Raw genomic sequence first — 16240 nt, 5'->3', positions numbered from 1 at the left:
GTCGCCTTATGAAAACGCTTGAGTACGTGCCGGTTCCGGCGTTTGAAGACAACTACATCTGGGTGATTTCCGACGGACAAGATGCCGTCGTTGTCGATCCGGGCGAAGCCGCGCCTGTTGAAGCCTATCTGACGAAACGCGGTTGGCGGCTGACTGCTATTTTACTCACGCACCATCATCACGACCACGTCGGCGGCGTCGCAAAATTGCTCGTTAGCCGATCGGCCGATGGTGAAATCCCCGTGATCGGCCCGGCCAGCGAGGCGATCGACCATCTGACGCGGCGCGTGAAGCAGGGCGATATTGTAAGTATCGCGAGTCCGGCGCTGGAATGCTCGGTTATCGACGTGCCCGGCCACACCGCCGGCCACATCGCTTATTTCCAGGCGGCAGACCCGCAAGACACGCCGCATCTCTTTTGCGGCGACACACTTTTTGCAAGCGGTTGCGGCCGCCTTTTCGAGGGCACGCCGCAGCAGATGCTGGCTTCCCTCGACGCCCTTGCCGCACTTCCAGACGCAACGCTCGTTCACTGCGCGCACGAATATACGCTGTCGAACATCCGTTTTGCACGCGCGGCGGACCCTGACAATGCGGCACTTGTGGCGTGGGACAAGGACGCGCACAGCCTGCGCACGCGCAATGAGCCGACCATTCCCACCACGCTTTCGCACGAACGCAAGGCCAATCCGTTCCTGCGTGTCGACAATGAAGACGTCCAGGCCGCGCTCGCCGCCCAGTTCGAGCGTCCGGTGCGCGACCGCCTCGATGCCTTCACGCTCATGCGCGGCTGGAAAGACAAATTTCGCTAACCCGCAATCCGCTGCGGTTATCTTCATCTGAAACGTTGAAATGCTTTGCAGGTCCCGGATTTTGCTGCGTTTTTTGCATTTATATTGACGTGATGCGTGCGGTTCCGTACTATCGGGTCCAAATTTCCAAGCACATTTTTTGGAATCCGAGACGTTCATGCGATTGATTTTTAGTGCGCTACTCGTCCTGACTTTGGCTGCATGTGCCAGCCAGGGGCCGACAGCGACCAACTCCCTATCTTCACTCCCTTCCGCCGAGAAGCAGCAAGCCGTAGCTGACACCATCCGCAAGACCTCTGCCGCCAAGGAAACGATCAACGTCGACAAGACGTCCGTCGATTCGCTTTCCGGACCTGACGGTGACTTGTGGGGCCGTATCCGCCGTGGTTTCCAGATTCCCGATCTGCAAAGCGACCTGGTCGACATGCAGGTGAACTGGTACGCGCAGCGCCCCGATTACGTCGAGCGCATGACCGGGCGGTCACAGAAATATCTGTATCACATCGTCGAGGAACTCGAGCAGCGGCACATGCCGACCGAGCTCGCGTTGCTGCCGTTCATCGAATCGGCTTATAACCCGCAGGCGCTTTCCGTGGCAAAAGCCGCCGGCATGTGGCAGTTCGTGCCGGGCACCGGCCGCGACTACAACCTGAAGCAGAACATGTTTCAGGATGAACGGCGCGACGTGCTGGCATCCACCAGTGCAGCGCTCGACTATTTGTCACGGCTCCACGACATGTTCGGCGACTGGCATCTGGCGCTCGCCGCGTACAACTGGGGCGAGGGCAGTGTCCAGCGCGCGATTGCGAAGAACGAAGCGCTCGGCTTGCCGACGGACTATCAAAGCCTGCGCATGCCGAACGAGACGCGGAACTACGTGCCGAAGCTGCAGGCCGTGAAGAACATCATCGCGAATCCGCAGATGTACGGGCTCACGTTGCCTGATATCCCGAACCATCCGTATTTCGTGACCGTGACCACGGCGCGCGATATCGATGTGACCATGGCCGCCCGGCTCGCCGGCATGACCGTGGAAGAGTTCCGTTCGCTGAATCCGTCGTTTGCGAAGCCGGTGATCCTGGGCGCGACCAACCCGCAAATCCTGCTTCCGTTCGATAACGCCAACACCTTCCAGAAAAACCTGAAGACGTATTCAGGCGCGTTGTCGTCGTGGACCACTTATACGGTGAGCGAACGCGCGACGCCTGCAATGATCGCGCAAAAGATCGGTGTGGACCCCGATACGCTGATGTCCGTGAACCGCATTCCGGCTGGCATGCGGCTGAAGGCGGGATCGACCATCGTGGTGCCGCGCGGCGATGACGACGACGAGGACATCAGCGCCGACGTCGCCGAAAGCGCGATGCTCGCCGTCGAACCCGACGTCCCCGATACCCGCAAGATGCTGATTCGCGTTCGCCGCGCGCAGTCCATGTCCACGTTCGCTGATCGATACAACGTGTCGGTCGGTCAACTGAAGGGCTGGAACCGGACGCATCGCGATACGGTCCTGCCGGGCCAGTTGATCGTGCTGCATGTGCCGGTCGGCCGTGCGGTGCCGGCTGAGCCCGGTCCGGTTCGCGTGGAAACGGTGAGCGCGACAAGCCGGACGAGGGGCGGTGTGTCGAAGATCGGCACGCACGCGCCGCAGTCGAAGGGCGTCAGCGCGCGCAACGGCAAGGCAAGCGCGGCGCCGGTCAAGGTAACGCGTGTCGCCGAGAAAGCCAGCGCGCCTGCGAAAGGCAGGCCGGCAGTGGCAGTATCGAAAAGTACGAAGACCGTCGAGAAAAAGAAGAAATAATTCGTTGTCCACGCGGTCAAGAATCCACGCCGTCACCAAGGTGACGGCGTTTCCATTTGGGCCGGCAAGTTAAACTTCCGCTTCAATTCCAAAAAAGCCCTGCGCTGCACATGACGTCATCCGTTCGTCTTCGCGTGTTTTTCCTGTTCTCGGCCGGTTACTTCGTCTCGTACGTGTTCCGCGGCGTGAACCTGGGCTTCGCGCCGTATATCACGCACGATCTGGGGCTGTCGGGCGCCGATCTCGGCTTGCTGACATCGCTGTATTTTCTCGGCTTCGCGGCCGCGCAGATTCCCGTGGGCATGTTGCTCGACCGGTTTGGGCCGCGCCGTGTCACCGCCGGCATGCTGCTGTTCGCGGCTCTCGGGATCGGTGTGTTTGGCGCGGCGCGGGGTATCGGCGGGATGATGCTTGGGCGCCTGTTGATCGGCGTGGGCGTGTCCGTGTGCATGAGCGCGGCGTTCAAGGCGCTCGCCCAGATACTTCCCGTTGCGCAATTGCCGATGGTCAACGGCTTTGTCATGGCAGTCGGCGGTCTTGGCGGCGTGGTGGTCGGCTCGCCGCTCGCATGGACGCTGGGCGTGACCGACTGGCGTCACATCTGCTTTGGCCTCGTCGTGATGACGCTCGCCGTGGCCGCAGCGATCTTCCTGTTTGCACCTGAACACCGTGATGACGGGCATCGAAAAGCGGACATGCTCACCCAGTTCAAGGGCACGTGGCATATCTTGCGCAGCGGCGCGTTCTGGAAGATCGCATCGTTTTCGGTGGTGACGCAGGGCGTTTTCTACGCCATGCAGTCGCTCTGGATCCGGCCTTATCTGCTCGATGTCATGGGCCTCAGCGCCCACCATGCGGCTGTGCTGGTATCGGTGCTCGGTATTGCGATGATGATCGGCTGCGTCAGTTTCGGCGCGGCGGCGCGGAGTCTGGCAAGGCGCGGCATCACGGTTTACGCGTTTTGCGGCTTCGGCATGGGACTGTTCGTACTTGTCCAGGTACTGATGTTCATGCGCGCGCCAATCCCTCCCGCGTTGCTGATTGCGTGTTATGGCATTTTCGGCGGCACGGGCATCCTGAGCTACGCCGTGATGGCTGAATATTTCCCGACACACATGATCGGCCGCGCGCACAGCACGCTGACGCTGGTCCTGTTCATCCTGATCTTCGGCCTGCAAGTGGGCATTGGCGCGATGCTCTCGCACTGGCCTGTGCAAGCGGGTCACTATCCGGTCGCCGCGCACTTGAGCGCATGGGGCGGGTTGATCGCGATGCAGATCGCAAGCGCGATCTGGTACGTGCTGCCAAGCAGCGTTCTTGAAAAGCGCGGGGGCGTGGTCTCCTGAGTCGGAGAAGGCCGCCGGGTGTGGTTTGCAGCTCCAAGCCTGGAACGCGTCTTGCGTGCGGCACGTCTCAAATTTGGAGGAAAGGGCTATTTCGGGCTATAATTCGAAGGTTTGAGCAAATCAACCTACACCCTAGCGCCTACCTCCCACTCATCGTTCATCCGCCGCGCTCAAGGCCCGATGCGCGCAACCCGCCTGACGCACGATCCGCCCTTCTTCAGACTGAAGGTGCATCGGCAAAAAAAGGCGAGTGATGCGCCAACGCCTTGAAACGCGATGCGGGTCTGCACGCGCCACGTACAAGGCCGCGCGCGATCCCACGGTCGGATGACAGGTCGGCAACAGGGTGTTCCCAAGGAGCCTCCCGTGTTGCCGTCATTCTCTCCCGCAATCCTCGCACTCGCCGACGGCACGGTCTTTCGTGGTCACTCGATCGGCGCGTCCGGTCACACGATCGGCGAAGTGGTGTTCAACACCGCTATCACCGGCTATCAGGAAATCCTGACTGATCCGAGCTACGCCCAGCAAATCGTCACGCTGACGTACCCGCATATCGGCAATGTCGGCGTGAACGCTGAAGATGTCGAATCCACCAAAGTCCATGCCGCCGGTTTGATCATCCGCGATCTGCCGGTGCTCGCATCGAATTTTCGTTCCGAACAATCGCTTGCCGATTATCTGAAAGCCGAAAACGTCGTCGCGATTTCCAATATCGATACTCGCAAGCTCACGCGCATCTTGCGTGACAAGGGCGCGCAGAACGGTTGCATTCTTGCTGGTGACGACGAAGTCAAGGCGCTCGAACTCGCGCGCTCGTTTCCGGGTTTGTCGGGCATGGATCTCGCAAAAGTCGTCTCCACGAAAGAGAAGTACGAGTGGACGCAATCCGAATGGAAACTGGAAAGCGGTTACGGCGAGCAGAAAGCGCCGCAATACCGAGTGGTCGCGTTCGACTACGGCGTGAAGTACAACATCCTGCGCATGCTCGCGGAGCGTGGTTGCCACGTCACCGTGCTGCCGGCTGAAGCCACCGCCGCCGACGCGCTCGCGCTGAACCCCGACGGCATCTTCCTCTCGAACGGCCCCGGCGATCCGGAGCCGTGCGACTACGCGATTCGCGCAACCCGTGAATTCATCGAGCGCGGCATTCCTACGTTCGGCATTTGCCTGGGTCATCAGATCATGGGTCTTGCCGTAGGCGCCAGGACCATGAAGATGAAGACGGGCCATCACGGCGCGAATCATCCGGTGAAGGACCTCGAAAACGGCCGCGTGGTGATCACGTCGCAGAACCACGGTTTTGCAGTCGATGCATCCACGCTCCCCGCCAACGCAAAAGTCACGCACACGTCGCTGTTCGACGGCACGCTGCAGGGCTTCGCGCTCACCGACAAACCCGCGTTCTGCTTCCAGGGACATCCGGAGGCATCGCCGGGACCGAACGATATTGCGTACTTGTTCGACCGCTTTGTCGGCCTGATGGAAGCGCAGAAAGTCGCGGCTTGATTGACGCATTTGAATCGACGCAGTTGGGTTGACGCAGCGACAAAACAAAACACGCAACACAATCATTGAGAGCAGTTATGCCGAAGCGGACAGACATCAAGAGCATCCTCATCATCGGCGCGGGACCGATCATCATCGGCCAGGCGTGCGAGTTCGATTATTCGGGCGCGCAGGCGTGCAAGGCGCTGCGCGAGGAAGGCTACAAGGTCATTCTCGTCAACAGCAATCCCGCGACGATCATGACCGACCCGAATACGGCCGACGTGACGTATATCGAGCCGATCACGTGGGAAGTGGTCGAGCGCATCATCGATAAAGAACGCCCCGACGCCATCCTCCCGACCATGGGCGGACAAACCGCGCTGAATTGCGCGCTGGATCTGTTCCATCACGGCGTGCTGGAAAAGTACAAGGTCGAGTTGATCGGCGCGTCGCCGGAAGCCATCGACAAAGCCGAAGACCGGCAGAAGTTCAAGGAAGCGATGACGAAGATTGGCCTGGGTTCGGCCAAGTCGGGCATTGCGCATTCCATGGAAGAGGCGCTGCAGGTGCAGGCGGAGATCGCTGCGCAGACGGGCAGCGGCGGCTACCCTACGGTGATCCGTCCTTCGTTCACACTGGGCGGATCGGGCGGCGGCATTGCCTACAACAAGGAAGAGTTCGAGGAGATTTGCCGTCGCGGACTGGACCTGTCGCCCACGCGCGAATTGTTGATCGAAGAGTCGCTGCTCGGCTGGAAAGAGTTCGAGATGGAAGTCGTCCGCGATACCAAGGACAACTGCATCATTGTCTGCTCGATCGAAAACCTGGACCCGATGGGCGTGCACACCGGCGACTCCATCACGGTCGCGCCGGCGCAAACGCTCACCGACAAGGAATACCAGATCCTGCGTAACGCATCGCTCGCGGTGCTGCGCGAGATCGGCGTGGACACGGGCGGCTCGAACGTGCAGTTCGCGATCAACCCGAAAGACGGCCGCATGGTCGTGATCGAGATGAACCCGCGTGTGTCGCGTTCGTCGGCGCTGGCATCGAAGGCGACAGGTTTCCCGATTGCCAAGGTTGCCGCGAAGCTTGCCGTCGGCTACACGCTCGACGAGCTGAAGAACGAGATCACGGGCGGTCAGACGCCGGCGTCGTTCGAACCGACCATCGACTATGTGGTGACCAAGATCCCGCGTTTCGCGTTTGAAAAATTCCGCGAAGCCGATGCACGCCTGACAACGCAAATGAAGTCGGTCGGCGAAGTGATGGCAATTGGCCGCACGTTCCAGGAATCGTTCCAGAAGGCGTTGCGCGGACTGGAAGTGGGTGTCGACGGACTCGACGAAAAGACCACCAGCCGCGACGAAGTGATTCGTGAAATCGGCGAGCCGGGACCGGACCGGATCTGGTTCCTGGGCGACGCGTTCCGTCTCGGTCTGACTGCTCAGGAAATCTTCGAAGAGACGTCGATCGATCCGTGGTTCCTCGCGCAGATCGAGCAAATCATCCAGAAGGAAAAGGCGCTTGGCGGCCGTACTGTCGACAGCCTGACCAAGGATGAAATGCTGTACCTGAAGCAGAGCGGGTTCTCGGATCGCCGCCTGGCGAAGTTGCTGGGCTCCGATCAGACGGCCGTGCGCAAACACCGTCACGCATTGAAGGTGCGTCCGGTCTACAAGCGCGTGGACACGTGCGCCGCCGAATTCGCGACGAAGACCGCTTACATGTACTCGACCTACGAGGAAGAGTGCGAAGCGAATCCGACGGATAAAAAGAAGATCATGGTCCTGGGCGGCGGTCCGAACCGGATCGGGCAGGGCATCGAATTCGATTATTGCTGCGTGCACGCAGCTTTGGCGATGCGCGAAGACGGCTATGAAACGATCATGGTCAACTGCAATCCCGAGACTGTTTCCACCGACTACGACACGTCTGATCGGCTGTATTTCGAATCGCTGACGCTCGAAGACGTGCTTGAAATCGTGGAGCTGGAAAAGCCGGTTGGCGTGATTGTGCAGTATGGCGGCCAGACGCCGTTGAAGCTCGCGCTGGACCTCGAAGCGAACGGCGTACCGATTGTCGGAACATCGCCGGACATGATCGATGCCGCCGAAGACCGCGAGCGTTTTCAGAAGCTGTTGCAGGACCTGAACCTGCGCCAGCCGCCGAACCGTACGGCGCGCGCCGAAGACGAAGCACTGCGTCTCGCCGAGGAAATCGGCTATCCGCTGGTCGTGCGCCCGTCGTACGTGCTCGGCGGTCGCGCGATGGAAATCGTCCACGAGCCGCGCGATCTCGAACGCTACATGCGCGAAGCCGTGAAGGTGTCGCACGATTCGCCGGTGCTGCTCGACCGTTTCCTGAACGACGCCATTGAATGCGATGTGGACTGCATCTCGGATGGCGAGGCGGTGTTCATCGGCGGCGTGATGGAGCATATCGAACAGGCGGGCGTGCATTCCGGCGACTCGGCTTGCTCGCTGCCGCCGTATTCGCTGTCGCAGGAAACCATCGATGAACTCAAGCGCCAGACCGGCGCCATGGCGCGTGCGCTGAACGTGGTCGGCCTGATGAACGTGCAGTTCGCGATCCAGCAAGTGCCGCGTGAAGACGGCACGAAGCAGGACGTGATCTACGTGCTCGAAGTGAATCCACGTGCTTCGCGCACGGTGCCGTATGTGTCGAAGGCGACGGGTTTGCCGCTGGCGAAAATCGCCGCTCGCGCGATGGTCGGCCAGAAGCTGTCGGCGCAAGGCATCACGAAGGAAGTGATCCCGCCGTATTTCAGCGTCAAGGAAGCGGTGTTTCCGTTCGTGAAATTCCCGGCGGTCGATCCGGTCCTCGGACCTGAAATGCGTTCGACGGGTGAAGTCATGGGCGTGGGCCGCACGTTCGGCGAGGCGCTCTTCAAGTCGCAACTTGCGGCCGGATCGCGCTTGCCGGAAAGCGGCACGGTTCTCCTGACCGTAATGGACGCCGACAAGCAAAAGGCCGTGGAAGTCGCGACCATGCTGCACGAACTCGGCTATCCGATTGTCGCAACCAAGGGCACGGCTGCGGCTATCGAAGCGGCGGGCGTTCCGGTCAAGGTCGTGAACAAGGTGAAGGATGGCCGTCCGCACATCGTGGACATGATCAAGAATGGTGAAATCGCGCTGGTTTTCACGACCGTGGATGAAACGCGCGCCGCGATCGCCGATTCCCGCTCGATCCGCATGAGCGCGCAAGCCAACAAGGTCACGTACTACACGACCATGTCCGGCGCCCGTGCGGCGGTCGAAGGCCTCCGATATCTGAAGGACCTGGAAGTCTATGATTTACAAGGACTGCATGCTCGCCTAAACTAAGGCTTCAGATTCGAGTCTCAGCAGTATCAGCAGTCTCCATATGAAGTCTAAGTATCAAGGGCCGCGGTTAAGCGGCGTCTCCCATATTTACCGGGAGATGCACTTAACCGCGGTAATTTTTTTACGTCTGCATTTTTGCGTAATGAGTTGGTTATGAGCACAGTTCCTTTGACTAAACGTGGCGCAGCGTTGCTGCGCGACGAATTGCAACATTTGAAATCCGTAGAACGCCCGTCGGTCGTCAATTCGATCGCCGAAGCGCGCGCGCAGGGCGACTTGTCGGAAAACGCGGAGTATGACGCTGCCAAAGAGAAGCAGGGCTTCATTGAAGGCCGGATTGCTGAGCTCGAGTCGAAGCTGGCAGGCGCGCAAGTCATCGATCCGACCGAGGTGGAAGCCGACGGCCGCGTGATCTTCGGCGCGACCGTCGAGCTGGAAGACCTGGATTCGGGCAATTCGGTGACCTATCAGATCGTCGGCGACGACGAAGCCGACATCGATCACGGCCTCGTGTCGATCAGCTCGCCTATAGCACGTGCGTTAATTGGCAAGACGGAGGGCGATGTTGCGTCGGTGCAGGCACCGAGCGGCGCGCGCGAATACGAAGTCATTGCGGTCAAGTACGTCTGATGGCTCATCGATTCTTTCGGATCGTCGCCATGATCTGGGTCGGCAGCGTGCTGGCCCTGGGTTACATCGCAGCACCCGTGCTGTTCAGCATGCTCGACCGGACCTCCGCGGGTTCGGTCGCGGCGCAGCTTTTTCGCATCGAGGGCATGCTGGGCGTAGTGTGCGCGCTGGTGCTGCTGGTCATGGCGAATCGCCTGGTACGTACGGGTTTCGATGAGTACAAGCGGACGCGCTGGGTGATCGCGGGCATGCTGCTGTGCGTGCTGATCGGCTATTTTGCCTTGCAGCCGTTCATGAACGCCTTGCGTGTGGCGGCACAAGAGGGCGGGATGGAACTCGCGCAGTCACCGTATGCAAGCCGGTTCGGCATGCTGCACGGGGTATCGAGCGCGTTTTACCTGATCGAGAGTGTGTTGGGACTGGTCTTGTTCTGGCGCCTTCCGCCGGGACGGTTCCCTGCGCAAACCGCGGTTCCGAAGGGAAAGACAGCCAGCGTCGCAGCACGTCGCGCACGCGGCTGAAAAAAAAGCCGGTGGGATCCGAGCTGATCGGATCACACCGGCTTTTTGCTTTCCGGGCGAACCCGGAACGGCTTACTTCGACGACTGATGGTGGCGCTTGGCGCTCGGCAGACGTTTCTTTGCACGCTTCACGTTGCCGCCGGCGGTGACGCGTTCATTGCCACGAACCAGCAGTTTCTGCTTTTTCGGCTTGCGGACCACCGGTGCATCGCGGGTGATCTTCACGACCTTCACCACGCGCGGGGCGCGGCCTTTCGTGGATGCATCGGCAGCTTCACCCGCGCTCGGCGGCGCAACGCGATTCGCGCCGCGCACGCCAGCCGTACCGGTTTTGCGTGCAGGCGCAGCGTCGTCTTCCGGACGCCACACCACGAGAAGTTTGCCGATCTGCTGGACTGGAGCCGCGCCCAGGCGATCACAGATTTCGGCGTAAGCGGCGACGCGGGATTCGCGGTCATCGCCGAAAACCCGGATCTTGATGAGCTGATGCGCGGCGAGGTGGACTTCGATCTCGGCGAGCACGGCCTCGGTCAGCCCTTCGCCGCCAATGAGTACAACGGGCTTGAGCGCGTGAGCTTGGGAGCGCAGGTCGGCGCGTTGGGCAGGAGAAAGTTTAAGAGCTGACATGAGAAGTAACGGACTCGACTAAAATGAGGGGCGACGTAGCGTAAAAGCGGCTGAACGGTCGCGATCGCAATAACAAAGACGTGCAGGGCGGAACGCCTTGCTCGGGAACATGACGGACGGCGCGAGGTGTGGCGGCGAGCAAACGGACTTGATTTTAACGAATCTTTAATCGCCGAAGCTCAGGTATTGCACCGGCCAATTCGGCTGGAATGCCTTGCCGGTTGGCTGCTTCCGGCTACCATACCGGGCGCACCACAGGGCGCAACGTCGCCGAAACCGGCTGTCCATATACACGAAGGCTGCTTCAAATTTGAGCAGCAGCCCGAATTAGACGCGTATTATCCGCTAAAAGTACAGCTTCACGCAGCAAGAGTTCATTCTTAATGGCAAAAAACCGCTTCAACTACTCGTGGCTGCACGACCACATCAACGACCCGTACGTGAAACTCGCGCAGCGCGAGGGGTATCGGGCGCGCGCCGCGTACAAACTGAAGGAGATCGACGAGCAGGACAAGCTGATCAAGCCGGGGCAGATCATCGTGGATCTGGGGTCGACTCCGGGAAGCTGGAGCCAGTATGTGCGCAATAAGCTGGCCAAAGGGGCGAACCGCGGTGACACACGCGAAGGCGGGATAGATGGCAAGATAATTGCGCTCGATCTCCTGCCCATGGAACCCATTGCCGACGTTACGTTTTTCCAGGGTGACTTTCGGGAAGACGCGGTGTTGGATCAACTGAAAGAATTGGTCGGGGATCATCAAGTCGATCTTGTAATCTCGGACATGGCCCCCAACCTCTCAGGTGTTGCGAGCGCGGATGCCGCCCGGATGGAGCATTTGTGTGATCTGGCGCTGGAATTTTCGCAAAACCACCTGAAACCGGATGGTGCGCTGCTGGTTAAATGTTTTCACGGCAGCGGTTATAGTCAGATTGTGGAAAAGTTCAAGCATCAATTCAAAATCGTCGCGCCACGCAAGCCTAAGGCGTCGCGCGACAAATCGTCCGAAACGTTTATTTTGGGCAGGCAACTCAAGCGTCGTGAGTGAGAGTTGCCGGCGAAACCGCCTCGGAGGAGCTTTTGTCCAACGAGCGTTTTTGCCGAAGGGGTCCAAAAATCGGATCCGGCCGCTATCTTCGTGCTAGTCAAAGGTTATAGCAGGGGCTTGCGGTCTGGATTAGAATGCTTTCGTGGTGCCGCAAGGCGAATGTAGGCGCCCGTCTATGAGTGAAGGAGTGGTGCTTTGAACAACAATATGTTTTCTAAGGCAGCGGTGTGGCTGGTTATCGCACTGGTGCTGTTCACGGTGTTCAAGCAGTTCGACAAACCCCGCGTCCAGGAAGGTGTGTCGTATTCGCAGTTCATGGACGACGCGAAGACCGGTAAGGTCAAGACCGTTACCGTGCAGGGCCGTAATCTCACCGTCACCCCCGCAGACGGTCAGAAGTACCAGATCGTGTCGCCTGGCGACATCTGGATGGTCGGCGACCTGATGAAGTACGGCGTTCAGGTCAGCGGCAAGGCTGACGACGAACCCAACGCGCTCGTTTCTGCGCTGTATTACCTCGGACCGACGATCCTGATCATCGGTTTCTGGTTCTTCATGATGCGGCAGATGCAGGGCGGCGGGAAAGGCGGGGCGTTTTCGTTCGGCAAGTCACGAGCGCGGCTGATCGACGAGAACAACAACGCAATCAATTTCACCGATGTCGCTGGTTGTGACGAAGCGAAGGAAGAAGTTTCCGAGCTTGTCGACTTCCTGCGCGATCCACAGAAATTCCAGAAGCTCGGCGGGCGAATTCCGCGCGGCGTGCTGCTGGTCGGGCCTCCGGGTACGGGTAAGACGCTGCTGGCGCGCGCCATTGCTGGCGAAGCCAAGGTGCCGTTCTTCAGCATCTCGGGTTCTGACTTCGTGGAAATGTTCGTGGGTGTTGGCGCCGCACGGGTGCGCGACATGTTCGAACAGGCGAAGAAACATGCGCCTTGTATTGTGTTCATCGACGAAATCGATGCTGTGGGCCGTCATCGTGGCGCCGGCATGGGCGGCGGTAACGACGAACGCGAACAGACGTTGAACCAGATGCTTGTTGAAATGGACGGCTTCGAAGCGAACTCTGGCGTGATCGTGATCGCTGCAACCAACCGTTCTGACGTACTGGACAAGGCGTTGCTGCGTCCGGGCCGTTTCGACCGTCAGGTTTATGTCGGTCTTCCGGACATTCGCGGTCGCGAACACATCATGAAGGTGCACCTGCGCAAGGTGCCGATCTCGAACGACGTCGATGCTTCGGTGATTGCACGGGGTACGCCGGGCTTCTCTGGCGCCGATCTGGCGAATCTCGTGAACGAAGCTGCGCTGTTCGCAGCGCGCCGCGGCAAGCGAATCGTCGAGATGGCGGATTTTGAGGACGCGAAGGATAAGATTTTCATGGGTCCGGAGCGCAAGTCGGCTGTGATGCGCGAAGAAGAGCGTCGGAATACGGCCTATCACGAGTCGGGTCACGCAGTGGTGGCGAAGTTGCTGCCTCACGCAGATCCGGTGCACAAGGTTTCCATCATGCCGCGTGGCTGGGCGTTGGGGATCACGTGGCAGTTGCCGGAACACGATCGCGTGAATCTGTATCGCGACAAGATGCTCGAGGAAATCGCTATTCTGTTCGGCGGCCGTGCAGCGGAAGAAGTGTTCCTGAACTCCATGTCCACGGGTGCCTCGAACGACTTCGAGCGCGCGACCAAGATGGCTCGTGACATGGTGACGCGTTACGGTATGTCGGATGTGCTTGGCACGATGGTATATGTCGATACCGAGCAGGACGGCATGTTCGGCAAGATGGCGTCGAAGACGGTATCCGAAGCCACGCAGCAAAAGGTCGATGCTGAAATTCGCCGGATTCTCGACGACCAATACGGCCTCGCTCGCAAGCTGCTGGAAGACAACCGCGACAAGGTCGAATCCATGACGAAGGCGCTGTTGGAATGGGAAACCATCGACGCAGAACAGATCAGCGACATCATGGGCGGTCGTCCGCCGCGGCCGCCGAAGAACCTGCCGCCGCCGTCGAGCGATCCGTCTGCTGGTGGCGGCAATACCGGTGCGGAAGTCAAGCCGGGTAACACGACAGCGCCTGCTTCTGCCTGACGTGATTCCAGAGTAGTTTCGAAGGGCTGGTGTGTTGTTCACACCAGCCCTTTTTCTTTTTTGAGATCACCGTCTTGAGCAACACCTATTTAGCTACAGCCATGCAAACCGTCGCGGACCCCCTCACGTGTGGCCGATTCACGCTCACCTTCGAGCGTCCGCTCATCATGGGAATATTGAACGTCACGCCGGACTCGTTTTCAGACGGCGGGCGGTTTGTCGCGCGTGATGCCGCGCTGGCTCAAGCGGAAACGATGATTCGCGATGGCGCCGACATCCTCGATATTGGCGGCGAATCCACACGTCCCGGCGCGCCACCCGTGCCGCTCGACGAGGAACTGGAGCGCGTGATCCCGGTGATCGAGGCATTGCGGTCAACTGGCGTGCCGCTTTCCATCGATACCTACAAACCTGCCGTGATGCGTGCCGCACTGACTGCCGGCGCGGACATGATCAACGATATCTGGGGGTTTCGTCGGGAAGGCGCGTTCGATGCCGTCAAGGACAGCGCCAGCGGTCTGTGTGTAATGCACATGCTTGGCGAACCCGGGACCATGCAGAAGCACGAGCCGGTCTATCGGAATGTCGTGGCGGAAGTGCGCGAGTTTTTCGACGAACGTGTGCGCACGTTGACCGAGGCCGGCATTGCGCTAAATCGCATCTGTCTTGATCCCGGATTTGGCTTCGGCAAGTCCGTGACGGTTCATAATTACGACTTATTGGCAAATTTCGCCGGTACGCAGCCTGTGAACATGAACCTGCCGTTGCTGGCAGGGATGTCGCGCAAGTCGATGCTGGGCGCAGTGACTGGCCGGACTCAGCCGTCCGAACGGGTGGCTGCAAGCGTGGCGGCAGCGGTGTGCGCGGCGGAACGGGGCGCGTCGATCATGCGCGTGCACGACGTCGCGGCCACGGCCGATGCGCTCAACGTTTGGCAAGCAGTCCGCGATGCCATCAACCGGGCGGGATAGCGCTGGGGCGCCGCGGCGCGCACTATGCACGAATCAACACACAAATAGATGAAGCGCGTTCAGCGCGAGGAAACGAACAAGAACATGGCACGTCGATATTTTGGAACCGATGGCATTCGCGGCAAGGTGGGTGAATCCCCGATCACGCCCGATTTTGTATTGCGGCTTGGGTACGCCGCCGGCAAGGTGCTGGCAGGTGCGGATCAGTGGGCGCAACGCGGCAACCGGCCGACTGTGTTGATCGGCAAGGACACGCGGGTCTCCGGCTATATGCTCGAGGCGGCGCTGGAATCGGGATTTTCAGCGGCAGGCGTCGACGTCATGCTGGCTGGTCCGATTCCGACGCCGGGCGTCGCGTACCTGACACGCGCGTTGCGCCTCGCCGCAGGCGTGGTGATCAGCGCCTCGCACAACCCGTATTACGACAACGGCATCAAGTTTTTCTCCGCCGATGGCAATAAGCTCCCTGACGAAGTCGAGTTGCAGATCGAAGCGCAGCTCGACGAACCCATGTCCTGCGCGCCTTCCGAACTGCTCGGCAAGGCTCGCCGGCTGGACGATGCGCGCGGCCGCTACATCGAATTTTGCAAGAGCACGTTCCCGGCGAGTTTCGATTTGCATGGGCTGAAGCTTGTAGTCGACTGCGCGCATGGCGCCGCGTACGACGTCGCGCCGCAGGTCTTCCATGAACTCGGCGCGGAGGTGGTGACCATCGGTGTGTCGCCGAATGGCTTCAACATCAACGACGGCGTGGGTGCGACCGCCCCCGATGCGCTGGTGAAAGCGGTGAAGGAACATCGGGCGCATATCGGCATTGCACTCGATGGCGACGCCGACCGGCTCCAGATCGTCGATGCGTCCGGTCGTTTGTACAACGGCGACGAATTGCTCTACGTGCTGGTCAACGACCGGATCGCAACCGATGGAAAGATCGATGGCGCCGTCGGCACGCTGATGACGAACATGGCCGTGGAAGTGGCGCTTAAACAAGCCGGCGTGAAGTTCGTGCGCGCGGCGGTGGGTGACCGTTACGTTCTCGAAAAGCTGCGCGAAAACAACTGGGTCCTGGGCGCGGAAGGCTCGGGCCACATCTTGTCGCTGGACCGGCATTCAACGGGCGACGGCATTGTCTCCGCACTGCTCGTGCTCGCAGCGGTCAAGCGCAGCGGCCGGGCGCTGGCAGATTTGCTGGAAGGCGTGAGCCTGTTCCCGCAAAAGCTGATCAACGTGCGCATGAGCCCGGGCGCGGACTGGAAGGGCAGCGACACGATCAGGCGAGCTATCGCCGATGCCGAGCGCGAGCTTGAATCGAAGGGACGTGTGCTGATCCGTGCCTCGGGGACTGAGCCGGTGCTGCGCGTGATGGTCGAGGCGGCGTCGCAGACCGAAGCGGTCAGACACGCTGAAAACATTGCCAAGGTCGTGAAGGAAGCAACGGCCTGAGTTTTGCAGACGCGTCCGCGTCAAACAACAATGCCACGGCCAAAACCGTGGCATTTTTTCATGCGCACGCCCAAAAGCACGGCAAACGTATGCGTCCAGGCTCATAAGTAAAAC

12 protein-coding genes are annotated in these 16240 nt (G+C 60.1%); 11 read left to right on the top strand and 1 reads right to left on the bottom strand.

All coding sequences use genetic code 11. The features are described from left to right. The first annotated feature begins 8 nt into the window (after window positions 1-8). From gloB to AXG89_RS00850, 7 genes are all read left to right on the top strand, one after another. Entirely contained in the window at window positions 9-812 is an 804-nt protein-coding gene (gene gloB, locus AXG89_RS00880) for a hydroxyacylglutathione hydrolase (protein WP_062167204.1), read from the top strand. Window positions 813-969: 157 nt separating this feature from the next. Continuing rightward, entirely contained in the window at window positions 970-2613 is a 1644-nt protein-coding gene (locus AXG89_RS00875; RefSeq protein ID WP_062167202.1) for a transglycosylase SLT domain-containing protein, read from the top strand. Window positions 2614-2723: 110 nt separating this feature from the next. Then, window positions 2724-3959, top strand: coding sequence for an MFS transporter (locus AXG89_RS00870; protein ID WP_062167200.1), 1236 nt, complete (start codon window positions 2724-2726; stop codon window positions 3957-3959). A gap of 366 nt (window positions 3960-4325) precedes the next feature. Then, on the top strand, window positions 4326-5465 hold the full coding sequence (carA, locus tag AXG89_RS00865; protein WP_061999917.1) for a glutamine-hydrolyzing carbamoyl-phosphate synthase small subunit: 1140 nt from the start codon (window positions 4326-4328) through the stop codon (window positions 5463-5465). A gap of 77 nt (window positions 5466-5542) precedes the next feature. Continuing rightward, complete coding sequence (gene carB, locus AXG89_RS00860; protein WP_062167198.1) at window positions 5543-8797, top strand: carbamoyl-phosphate synthase large subunit; 3255 nt, start codon at window positions 5543-5545, stop codon at window positions 8795-8797. Window positions 8798-8950: 153 nt separating this feature from the next. Further along, window positions 8951-9427 (top strand): transcription elongation factor GreA, encoded by a 477-nt coding sequence (greA, locus tag AXG89_RS00855; RefSeq protein WP_061999915.1) that lies wholly within the window; start codon window positions 8951-8953, stop codon window positions 9425-9427. Further along, window positions 9427-9948: a DUF4149 domain-containing protein gene (locus AXG89_RS00850; RefSeq protein WP_062167197.1), complete on the top strand. Its 522-nt coding sequence runs from the start codon at window positions 9427-9429 to the stop codon at window positions 9946-9948. Before greA ends, AXG89_RS00850 begins: the two co-directional genes overlap by 1 nt. A 72-nt stretch (window positions 9949-10020) precedes the next feature. On the opposite strand, the gene AXG89_RS00845 is transcribed toward AXG89_RS00850, so the two are convergent. Beyond that, entirely contained in the window at window positions 10021-10575 is a 555-nt protein-coding gene (locus AXG89_RS00845; RefSeq protein WP_061999913.1) for a YhbY family RNA-binding protein, read from the bottom strand. Window positions 10576-10958: 383 nt separating this feature from the next. Between AXG89_RS00845 and AXG89_RS00840 the strand changes: the two genes are divergently transcribed. From AXG89_RS00840 to glmM, 4 genes are all read left to right on the top strand, one after another. Beyond that, window positions 10959-11621 (top strand): RlmE family RNA methyltransferase, encoded by a 663-nt coding sequence (locus AXG89_RS00840; RefSeq protein ID WP_061999912.1) that lies wholly within the window; start codon window positions 10959-10961, stop codon window positions 11619-11621. Window positions 11622-11816: 195 nt separating this feature from the next. Next, window positions 11817-13712, top strand: coding sequence for an ATP-dependent zinc metalloprotease FtsH (gene ftsH / locus AXG89_RS00835; protein WP_061999911.1), 1896 nt, complete (start codon window positions 11817-11819; stop codon window positions 13710-13712). 101 nt (window positions 13713-13813) lie between these two features. Beyond that, the gene (folP, locus tag AXG89_RS00830) at window positions 13814-14683 is read left to right on the top strand and encodes a dihydropteroate synthase (protein WP_062167195.1); all 870 of its coding nucleotides are present in this window, start codon (window positions 13814-13816) and stop codon (window positions 14681-14683) included. 84 nt (window positions 14684-14767) lie between these two features. Beyond that, window positions 14768-16126 (top strand): phosphoglucosamine mutase, encoded by a 1359-nt coding sequence (gene glmM / locus AXG89_RS00825; RefSeq protein ID WP_062170170.1) that lies wholly within the window; start codon window positions 14768-14770, stop codon window positions 16124-16126. Window positions 16127-16240: the final 114 nt, after the last annotated feature.

This window comes from Burkholderia sp. PAMC 26561 (genome assembly GCF_001557535.2).
Lineage (GTDB): Bacteria > Pseudomonadota > Gammaproteobacteria > Burkholderiales > Burkholderiaceae > Caballeronia.
This window is presented reverse-complemented; position numbering and strand designations above follow the sequence as displayed.